Origin of the sequence: Acidovorax sp. 100, assembly GCF_003688355.1 — a bacterium.
Lineage (GTDB): Bacteria > Pseudomonadota > Gammaproteobacteria > Burkholderiales > Burkholderiaceae_C > Acidovorax > Acidovorax delafieldii.
Map to the genome: position 1 here is coordinate 215,073 of NZ_REFD01000002.1, position 9,565 is coordinate 224,637.

General features: G+C 60.3%; 9 protein-coding genes and 3 pseudogenes. All 12 read left to right on the forward strand.

All coding sequences use genetic code 11. The features are described from left to right. The first annotated feature begins 22 nt into the window (after positions 1-22). Positions 23-967, forward strand: a complete 945-nt coding sequence (locus tag C8C96_RS24550; RefSeq protein WP_121943785.1) for a patatin-like phospholipase family protein — start codon at positions 23-25, stop codon at positions 965-967. A gap of 13 nt (positions 968-980) precedes the next feature. Continuing rightward, positions 981-1,874: a nucleotidyltransferase gene (locus C8C96_RS24555; RefSeq protein ID WP_199737511.1), complete on the forward strand. Its 894-nt coding sequence runs from the start codon at positions 981-983 to the stop codon at positions 1,872-1,874. 548 nt (positions 1,875-2,422) lie between these two features. Continuing rightward, the gene (locus tag C8C96_RS24560; protein WP_056637592.1) at positions 2,423-2,794 is read left to right on the forward strand and encodes a hypothetical protein; all 372 of its coding nucleotides are present in this window, start codon (positions 2,423-2,425) and stop codon (positions 2,792-2,794) included. Between the two features lie 45 nt (positions 2,795-2,839). After that, entirely contained in the window at positions 2,840-3,370 is a 531-nt protein-coding gene (locus C8C96_RS24565) for a DUF4148 domain-containing protein (RefSeq protein ID WP_056637596.1), read from the forward strand. Between the two features lie 64 nt (positions 3,371-3,434). Next, complete coding sequence (gene czcI, locus C8C96_RS25490) at positions 3,435-3,800, forward strand: cation efflux protein, CzcI family (RefSeq protein WP_343736098.1); 366 nt, start codon at positions 3,435-3,437, stop codon at positions 3,798-3,800. A gap of 154 nt (positions 3,801-3,954) precedes the next feature. After that, the gene (locus tag C8C96_RS24570) at positions 3,955-5,313 is read left to right on the forward strand and encodes a TolC family protein (RefSeq protein ID WP_056637599.1); all 1,359 of its coding nucleotides are present in this window, start codon (positions 3,955-3,957) and stop codon (positions 5,311-5,313) included. An 8-nt stretch (positions 5,314-5,321) separates the two neighbouring features. Further along, positions 5,322-6,924, forward strand: a pseudogene (locus C8C96_RS24575) (efflux RND transporter periplasmic adaptor subunit). 84 nt (positions 6,925-7,008) lie between these two features. Next, positions 7,009-7,530, forward strand: a pseudogene (locus tag C8C96_RS25320) (efflux RND transporter permease subunit); the annotation flags it as partial. A gap of 121 nt (positions 7,531-7,651) precedes the next feature. Continuing rightward, positions 7,652-8,263 carry an efflux RND transporter permease subunit gene (locus C8C96_RS25325; protein WP_255424934.1) on the forward strand — a complete coding sequence of 204 codons (612 nt, stop codon included), beginning with the start codon at positions 7,652-7,654 and terminating at the stop codon, positions 8,261-8,263. A 1-nt stretch (position 8,264) separates the two neighbouring features. Further along, positions 8,265-8,753 (forward strand): efflux RND transporter permease subunit, encoded by a 489-nt coding sequence (locus tag C8C96_RS25330; RefSeq protein ID WP_255424931.1) that lies wholly within the window; start codon positions 8,265-8,267, stop codon positions 8,751-8,753. Next, the gene (locus C8C96_RS25335) at positions 8,710-9,174 is read left to right on the forward strand and encodes an efflux RND transporter permease subunit (RefSeq protein ID WP_255424932.1); all 465 of its coding nucleotides are present in this window, start codon (positions 8,710-8,712) and stop codon (positions 9,172-9,174) included. The genes C8C96_RS25330 and C8C96_RS25335 overlap by 44 nt, the downstream gene beginning before the upstream one ends. A 239-nt stretch (positions 9,175-9,413) precedes the next feature. Next, a pseudogene (locus C8C96_RS25265) lies at positions 9,414-9,565 on the forward strand (efflux RND transporter permease subunit); the annotation flags it as partial.

A 9,565-nucleotide genomic window follows, 5' to 3' on the forward strand; every position in this document is an offset into this window, starting at 1 on the left:
GGCGATACCGAGTGAGGGAACAATGACTATCCTGGATACCGTTGACGCGCCGGCGAAGCCGCTGCGCGTTCTGACGCTGGACGGCGGTGGCGCCAAAGGCTTCTACACCTTGGGGGTGCTTAAGGAGATCGAGGCGATGAGCGGCTGCCCACTTCATGAAAAGTTCGACCTGATCTTCGGGACCAGCACCGGGTCCATCATCGCGGCGCTGATAGCACTGGGTAAAACGGTCGAGGAAATCCTGGCGCTCTATCGCGAGCATGTGCCCAAGGTGATGTCCAACCGAAGGCGAGCGACACGCACCAGGGCGCTCAACAAGCTGGCCAACGAGGTGTTCCTCGACGCTGCGTTCACCGACGTCAAGACTCGCGTTGGCATCGTTGCCGCGAAGTGGCTGAGCGAGCGGCCCATGATCTTCAAGGGCAGCGTCGAGCAGGCGCACGGCCGGCCTGCGACGTTCGTACCAGGCTTCGGCGTTCGAATCGCTGACGCTGTGCAGGCATCCTGTTCTGCTTATCCGTTCTTCGAGCGCACCACAGTCAAGACGTCAACGGGCGAGCAGATCGAATTGATCGACGGTGGGTACTGCGCCAACAACCCGACCCTGTATGCGATCGCCGACGCTGTGCACGCGCTCAAGCGGGCGCGCGAGGACATCCGCATTGTCAGCGTCGGCTGTGGCGTCTATCCGGAGCCCAAGAAGCTCAGCATGTGGTTCGCCAAGAACTTCCTCTACGGTGTCGAATTGCTGCAGAAGACGCTGGAGATCAATACCCAGTCCATGGACCAGCTGCGTCAGGTGCTGTTTCACGACGTGCCAACCATCCGCATCAGCGACGCCTTCACCCAGCCGGCCATGGCCACCGATCTGCTGGAGCACGACGTCAGGAAATTGAACGTCCTGTTCACGCGCGGCCGAGAGTCTTTCTCGGCGCACGAAAAGCAACTGGCCACATTCCTGCTCTGAAAGACCTCGAACCATGGCCATCCCTGAATCCCAACTCGATACGTGGTCGCACCAAGGGTCCATCACGCAGTCGTCGACCACGTACAACAGCATCAAAGGCATCCTGGAAGGCAGCGGCACGCCGTACACCGGCAAGAACTTCAAGGTCTTCCTGCAGGGCTCCTACGGCAACGACACGAACATCTACGCCGAGAGCGACGTGGACATCGTCATCTGCCTCAATGACTGTTTTCAGAGGGACATTGATCGGCTTTCCGAGGAAGACAAGGCGGCCTACCAAGCAGCCTTCACCGGCGCCACATACACACACGTGGAGTTCAAGGCAGACGTGGTCAAAGTGCTTGTCGACCAGTACGGCAATGCAGTCCAAGTCGGCGACAAGGCCATCGCCATCGACGCCAACGGATCCCGGCGCAAGGCCGATGTGATTTCTGCCATCCAGTTCCGCCGGTACACGAAGTTCAAATCGATCAGCGACTCGGAGTTCACCGAGGGCATCTGCTTCTACAACGCCAAGGGCGAGCGCATCGCGAACTACCCGCGACAGCATTCCGCCAATCTGACGCAGAAGCACAAGGACACCTCCAAGTGGTTCAAGCCGGTCGCGCGAATCTTCAAGAACATGAGGAGCCGGTTGGTCGACGACGGCATGATCGCCAAGGGGGTCGCCCCGTCGTACTACCTCGAGGGGCTGCTGTACAACGTGCCGAGCGAAAAGTTCCACACCGACTACCAGACCTGCGTCGTCAATGTGATCAACTGGTACCGCAGTGACGCCGTCAAGAAGGATCTGGTCTGCGCCAACGAGCAGTACTACTTGCTGCGGGATGGCCACCACGTGTGCTGGAACCAGGCCAACTGCGATGCCTTCGTCGATGCGGCAGCCGACCTATGGAACGCTTGGTGACGGGCGGGGTGACTTACCCGGAGGTGGCCAAAAGCCAGTGCCCGCTTCTTGGCGGTCAGCGGCCAGCCAGCGACATAACCCTGACCGACTGCAATCGCTGCTAAACCGACTTTCAGCGTGGCAGCTCCAGGTCGGCAGAGACCATTCTGATCTTGCGTCGGCAATGGGGGCTTTCGCATTTAACGCGACATCAACTGCAAGAAAAGTAACGAGTTTGCCCCTCCGAAATTACCTGATTGCTTGCCATCCACCTACTCGGCCTGCTCGCCGACAGGCGCACGGAGGCCTGGCCCCGTGATCGGCGCGACCGCTTCGATCTTGTATGTTCTTTGGGGACTGAGCGACTTTGCTATCAGGAGCCCTCCCGCCAGCCCCAAGGTTTCAGGTTCGAAGAGTATCCAACTCAGCAGTGGAGATCCAAGCTGTCAAAAGCGTAATCCGGCAGTCACTGCCTTGATAGGGCGAGATTTTTAGACTTCTCTTCGTGATGCAAAGCGTGTCACCCCGGTAGCCAAAAAAAGAGGCGTCCGGTGCAACTGGAGAACATCATGAAAGTTCGCAACGCACTCATCATCGTTGGCCTGGCCACCGTCGCTACGACTTCGTTCGCCGCGTCGGCCTATCACGCCAGCCCAGTGCAGGAGCAGGGAGCTGTGTTTACTCCCGACCACCTGGGTAACACCGTGAGCCGGGACTCCGTTCGCAATACCGTGCTTGTAGCCCAGCAAGACGGCTCGCTCCAATGGATCAGCCGTGGCTATCCCGCCACCTACCCGCTCGTCAAAGCGCCGACCCTCACCAAGAGCCGGGACCAGGTGCTGCAGGAGCTCGAATATGCCAAGCGCAACCCGATCACAGCAGATGGCATGCGCGACATGGGCGGCGAAGCTGGGTGGGTCAACGCCCAACAGCTGCCGTAATCCGCCCTTCATTTATTCAATCACATTAACTCAAAGGACCACACCATGAAATTCAAGACCGCACTCCTTCTCGCCGCTCTGGGCGCCGCACCTCTGCTCGCCTCTGCGCAATCGGCTCCACTCACCCGTGAACAGGTTCGCGCTGAACTGTTCCAAGCCATTCGCAGCGGCGACATCATGGGCAGCGGTGAGTCGAGCATGACGCTACGCCAAATGAACCCCCGCGCCTATCCTGCGCAAGCAGCAACCGCGCCCAAGAAGACGCGTGAGCAAGTGCAGCAGGAACTGGGCCAAGCGATCAAGTCAGGAGAGATGATGGCCGCTGGCGAATCTGGTGCTAAGTTGAATGAGATCGCTCCAGGGAGCTATCCTTCGCAGGCAGTGGCGGCTGTTTCGCCGAAGTCGCGCGACGAAGTCAAACATGAACTGGCCGAGGCAATTCTTCACGGAGAGATCGTCGCCAATGGTGAAGACGGGCGCATGCTCAAGGACGTATTTCCAGGCATGTACCGTGGCAGTCACACTGCGGACGTGGCAGCGGAACGCGGCTACACGGGGAGCGTCCGAGGCATGTGAAGCTGCGGCGCTGTTCTTCGATACCTAGTGCTCAGAATTCAACTTGCCATGCTAGACTGAAAAAATGAGTCGCTGGGTCGTCGCTTTGATGCTCGTACTGCTACCGCTCCAGTTCAGCTGGGCTGCGGTAGCTTCGTACTGCCAGCATGAGCGCGCTACGTCCGCCTCTACTGTGCAGCACGTGGGTCATCACGAACACCAGCATGAATCGGATACGACCGTTGGCAACGCCAAAGTGGGCGAGAAGAATCTCGACAAGTTCGACCCCGATTGCCGCTCATGCCATGGCCTTGGACTCGGTGCAGTCTACGTGCCAGATTCCAAAATGCCTGCAGATCGCGGTAACGGAATGAACGCCCCGGTCTTGTCACCGCTAGCAGGCGTCAGCCCCATCCCCCCAGACCGCCCTCAGTGGCCCTCCCTCGCCTAATCGGCGGGGCTTCTTCCTCGATCCATTCTTTATCCGCCTTCGATAGGGCGGAGTCGCCGCGCGCGCCGCAGCCGAAATGGACTTGAGCAGCTAGGTGACGTTGTTGTTGCCATCCCGCCGATTTCCCCGTGTTTCAAGGTCACTGGAGAATCGGATGTTCAAGGGAATTCATGTTTCAAATCGCCTGGTCGCTGTACCCGGCCGAAAGAGTTTTGCGGTCACAGCAGTTGTTGCCGCCACGATTTTTGCGAGCGGATCGGTCGCGCTCGCCCAGGGCGTGCCCGCAGGCACCCAAGGAAGCCAATCGATAATTGCTCACAGCGCGTTGGCGTCGTCCGCAGCCCCGTTGTCGTTGGCCAGGGCCATCGACTTGGCACTGGAAGGGAATGCAGACGTTGCCGCGGCCATGCGCCAGGTCGAGGCATCAGAAGGGCAAGTCATTCAGGGACGCGCGCGCCCAAATCCGGAGTTTGCGTACTCGCTCGAAGACACCCGGTCCAAAACGCGCACGCAAAGCTGGCAGCTCAACCTTCCGATTGAACTCGGCGGTAAGCGCACGGCACGGACCAAGGCCGCGGAAAGGGCCCGGGAGCAGGCACAGGCTCAGCTCGCTGAGGTGAAATCCACGGTGCGTGCCAATGTGGTTGCCGCCTACTTCGAAGCACTGACGGCCCAAGAGCGGTTGGCCTTGGCAAAGGACAGTGCAGCGCTTGCCAAGTCATCCACTGACACCGTTGCGAAGCGTGTGGCTGCGGGCAAGGTCTCCCCCGTCGAGGAGACGAAGGCACGCGTTGCGGAAGCCGGCATACGCGTGGAGTTGGCGCAGGCGGCGGGCGAAGAGCGCAATGCACTGACCCGCCTCTATGCACTGTTGGGCCGAACCACCGGGATGACCCTCCTGCTGGAAGGCGAGGCCGAGAGCCTTCCTGCCGTTCCTGATATCGCGGCGCTGCAATCCCTGGTTGCGTCATCCCCTGCCGTTGTTGTCGCCAAGGTCGAAGTGGATCGGCGCATCGCCTTGACCGAGGTGGAGCAGAGCAAGCGGGTGCCGGACGTCACTGTGAGCGCAGGTATGCAGCGCAGCAATGAGACACAGCGCAACATGCTCCTGCTCGGAGTGTCTGTGCCTCTACAACTGTTCGACCGCAACCAGGGCAACCTGCTGGAGGCCCTGAAGCTTGAGGACAAAGCAAGGGACGAATTGCAAGCCACCACCGTGCGGCTGCACAGCGAGGTGACCCAAGCCCACGATCGACTGGCAACGATCACTACCGAAGTGCAGGCGTTGCGAGGTGACGTGCTCCCTGGTTCCAAGTCGGCCTACGACGCAGCAACCGTGGGGTTCGAGAACGGCAAATTTAACTTCCTCGAAGTTCTCGACGCACAGCGCACGTACTTCACAGCCAAGTCGCAGTACCTCAAGGCGTTGGCCGAAGCCCATCGAGCAGCCGCGGAGATCGACCGACTCCTGGGCAGCCAGACGCCCAATGCACCGACCAACAAGCAAAACTGAGATCGACCATGAACTCCATCAAATCAAGCATCAGCAAGAAGCACCTGATCGCCATCGCCGTCGTCATCGCGATGGGCGTTGGTGCTGGCGCCCTCATTCTGCAGGGAGGCAAGACGAAGGCTGCGGCCGGTGAGGGAGATGGCCACGGCCACGGCACCCACACTGAAGCCAAGGGGCACGGAGGACGGCGAGCACCATGGCAAAGCGGATGGCAAGGGCCATGATGACGACAAAGGCCATGCCGACGGGGAGCATCACGAGAAGAGTGAGTCCAAGGGACGAACGGTGGCAGCCTCTTCAAGGAAGGCGACTTCGGCCTGGAAGCTCTGCTTGCGGAAGACGGCGGCGAGCCGCGCCTTCGCGTCTGGATGTTCGACAAGGACACGCCACTGCCGCAGAGCGCCGCCACGGTCGCCGCAACAATTACCCGGCCGACGGGTGAAAAAACAGACGCTCTCGTTCATCCAGGAAAAGGACGGGTGGGTGAGCCGCGAGAGCGTGGCAGAACCACACGCGTTTGACATCGAGATCATTGCGCAAAAGGGCAATGAGCCTTTCATGTTCGTGATGAGCAAGGAAGAAGGCAAGGTCGAGCTGACCGATGCCCAGATCAAGGCGGCAGCCATCGGCGTTGACTCGGCATCTGCTGCGAGCATCAAGTCTGCGCTGCTGCTGCCCGGCGAGATCCGCCTCAACGAAGATCGCACCTCGCACGTGGTTCCACGCCTTGCTGGCGTGGTGGAAAGCGTTAACGCCAGCTTGGGCCAGGTCGTCAAGAAGGGGCAGGTGCTGGCCGCTATCGCGAGTCCCACAGCATCGGAGCAGCGCAGCGAGCTGCAGACGGCCCAAAAGCGCATGGCCTTGGCAAAGACGACCTACGAGCGGGAGAAGAAGCTTTGGGAGCAGAAGGTCTCGGCGGAGCAGGACTACCTGCAGGCCAAGCAGGCACTCAACGAAGCCGAAGTTGCTGTCGCCAACGCCAACCAGAAGTTGGGGGCATTGGGTCTGTCGTCCTCTTCCGCCTCGGGCCTGAACCGGCTTGAGCTGCGTGCGCCCTTTGATGGGATCGTCATCGAGAAGCATCTGAGCCTCGGCGAAGCCGTCAAGGAAGACGCCGCCGTGTTCACGATTTCTGATCTGAGCCAGGTGTGGGCGGAAATCAACGTTCCAGCCAAGGATCTCCCTCTCGTGCGGGTCGGTGAGAAAGTCACCATCAAGGCCACCGCGTTCGACGCTTCAGCGACGGGCACTGTGGCCTTCGTGGGCGCGCTCATCGGTGAGCAAACCCGAACCGCCAAGGCGCGGGTGGTGTTGGATAACCCCAAGGGAGCATGGCGGCCAGGCCTGTTCGTGAACGTCGAGGTCGTGGCTGATGAGGCAACTGTGCCCGTGACGATCGCTGCAGACGCAGTCCAGACGGTTGGGGACAAGCCTGTTGTCTTCCTCAAGGTCAATGGAGGCTTCATTGCCCAGCCCGTGCAGTTGGGACGCAGCGATGGCAAGCGTATCGAGGTTCTTCAGGGCATCAAGCCCGGAACGCCCTACGCAGCGTCCGGCAGCTTCGTCGTGAAGTCCGAACTGGGCAAGGCGTCCGCCGAGCACACGCACTGATCACGGAGCCTCACACATGTTTTGAAAAACTGATTCGATTTTCGATCGAGCAGCGATGGCTGGTGCTGCTCGCTGCCCATTGCAATGGGTGCCCTGGGCGTCTTCAACTACCAGAAGCTTCCCATCGACGCTGTTCCGGACATCACCAACGTCCAGGTGCAGATCAACACGCAAGCCGCCGGTTACTCACCACTGGAGACAGAGCAGCGCGTGACCTACCCCATCGAGACGGTCATGGCCGGTCTCCCCAATCTGGAGCAGACCCGGTCGTTGTCACGCTACGGCCTTTCCCAGGTCACGGTGATCTTCAAGGACGGCACCGACATCTACTTCGCGCGCCAGTTGGTGAACGAACGCATCCAGGAGGCCCGGGATAAGTTGCCGGCAGGCATCACCCCTGCGCTGGGACCTATCTCGACCGGCCTGGGCGAAATCTACCTGTGGACGGTTGAAACCAAGGATGGAGCCAAGAAGCCAGACGGCAACCCCTACACCCCGACAGACCTGCGTGAAATCCAGGATTGGATCATCAAGCCGCAGCTGCGCAATGTTCCAGGCGTCACCGAAATCAACTCCATCGGCGGTTTTGCGAAGGAATACCAGATTGCGCCAATCCCCGAGCGCCTGGCATCCCTCGGCGTGACGCTGCAAGACATCGTCACTGCTTCTGGACCGCAACAACGGCAACGTTGGCGCGGGCTACATCGAGAAGCGCGGCGAACAGTACCTGGTTCGCGCCCCTGGCCAGGTCAAGTCGATGGAAGATATCGGCAACGTGATCTTGAGCAGTGCCAACGGTGTCCCTGTGCGTGTGCGGGATGTCGCCGACGTATCGATCGGCCGGGAACTGCGCACTGGCGCTGCCACGGACAACGGCCGTGAGGTCGTGCTCGGTACGGTCTTCATGCTCATCGGCGAGAACAGCCGTACCGTGTCGCAAGCCGTGGACAAGAAGATGGTGGAGATCAACCGCAACTTGCCAGAAGGCGTGCACGCGGTCACCGTCTACGACCGCACTGTCCTGGTGGACAAGGCCATCAGCACGGTGAAGAAGAACCTCATGGAAGGCGCGATCCTGGTGATCGTGATCCTCTTCCTTTTCCTGGGCAATATCCGGGCTGCGGTGATCACGGCAACGGTGATTCCGCTGTCGATGCTTTTCACGTTCACCGGCATGGTGAACTACAAGGTCAGTGCCAACCTGATGAGCCTTGGAGCGCTGGACTTCGGCATCATCATTGACGGCGCGGTTGTGATCGTGGAGAACTGCGTTCGCCGCCTGGCGCACGCCCAAGCCCACCATGGTCGACCACTGACACGGGCCCGAGCGCTTCCATGAAGTGTTTCTGGCATCGAAAGAGTCTCGCCGCGCCCTTCTGTTTGGTCAGCTCATCATCATGGTGGTGTACCTGCCGATCTTCGCCCTCACTGGCGTCGAAGGAAAGATGTTCCACCCGATGGCGTTTACCGTGGTCGCGGCACTTGTCGGCGCAATGATCCTGTCGGTGACTTTCATCCCCGCCGCAGTCGCACTGTTCATAGGCAACCGGGTCAGCGAGAAGGAAACTTCCTGCTCGGCCATGCGAAGCGAATCTATGCGCCGCTCCTGGGATCGCGTCATGTCCGCCAAGGCAGTAGTGCTCTCCATTGCCGCAGTGGCCGTGGTGCTCTGCGGATTGATCGCGACCCGAATGGGCAGCGAGTTCGTTCCCCAACTCAATGAGGGTGACCTTGCCATCCAGGCGCTGCGAATCCCCGGTACCAGCCTCTCGCAATCTATTCGCCATGCAGCGCCAGATCGAAGGGACGCTGAAAGAGAAGTTCCCTGAAATCGACCGGGTATTTGCCAGAACCGGCACTTGCAGAAATTGCCTCGGACCCCATGCCCGCCGAACATCTCGGACGGGTTACATCATGGCTCAAGCCCATTGGACCAATGGCCCGAGCCACGCAAGACTCGTGACGAACTGCTTTACCGCCATCCAAGAGGTGTCGGCAAGATTCCCCGGCAACAACTACGAGTTCTCGCAGCCGATCCAGTTGCGCTTCAACGAACTTATCTCCGGCGTGCGCAGCGACGTCGCGGTCAAGACTTCGGGACGACATGGACGTCCTGAACAAGTCGGCAGAAGAGATCTCTTCGATGCTGCAGAAGATCCAAGGGCATCGGAGGTGAAGGTCGAGCAGACAACCGGGCTGCCGATGCTCACGGTGAATATCGACCGCCAGAAGGCGCTCGCTATGGCCTGAACGTGGCCGACATCCAGGACACGGTGGCCACAGCCATCGGTGGACGTGAAGCCGGAACGATGTTCGAGGGTGATCGGCGATTTGACATCCTGGCGCCTGCCCGAAGCGATCCGCAATGACATGGAAGGCATGAAGCGACTGCCCATCCCGCTGCCTCGCTCAGCGGGCACTGCGGAAGCGCGGACCAACTTCATCCCACTTGCCGAAGTCGCTTCCTTTGAGCTCGCCCCGGCCCTAACCAGGTCAGCCGCGAGAACGGCAAGCGGCGCATCGTGGTGAGCGCCAACGTGCGCGGCCGCGATGTGGGCTCCTTCGTTGCAGAAGCCGAACAAGGCCTGGCGCAGATCAAGATCCCGACGGGCTACTGGACAAGCTGGGGCGGCACGTTTGA

Bases quoted from the DNA above. Each gene is read 5' to 3' on its own strand.
- C8C96_RS24555 (WP_199737511.1), top strand. From the start codon at position 981: ATGGCCATCCCTGAATCCCAACTCGATACGTGGTCGCACCAAGGGTCC.
- C8C96_RS25335 (WP_255424932.1), top strand. From the start codon at position 8,710: ATGCAGCGCCAGATCGAAGGGACGCTGAAAGAGAAGTTCCCTGAAATC.
- C8C96_RS24565 (WP_056637596.1), top strand. From the start codon at position 2,840: ATGAAATTCAAGACCGCACTCCTTCTCGCCGCTCTGGGCGCCGCACCT.
- C8C96_RS24550 (WP_121943785.1), top strand. From the start codon at position 23: ATGACTATCCTGGATACCGTTGACGCGCCGGCGAAGCCGCTGCGCGTT.
- czcI (WP_343736098.1), top strand. From the start codon at position 3,435: ATGAGTCGCTGGGTCGTCGCTTTGATGCTCGTACTGCTACCGCTCCAG.
- C8C96_RS24570 (WP_056637599.1), top strand. From the start codon at position 3,955: ATGTTCAAGGGAATTCATGTTTCAAATCGCCTGGTCGCTGTACCCGGC.
- C8C96_RS24560 (WP_056637592.1), top strand. From the start codon at position 2,423: ATGAAAGTTCGCAACGCACTCATCATCGTTGGCCTGGCCACCGTCGCT.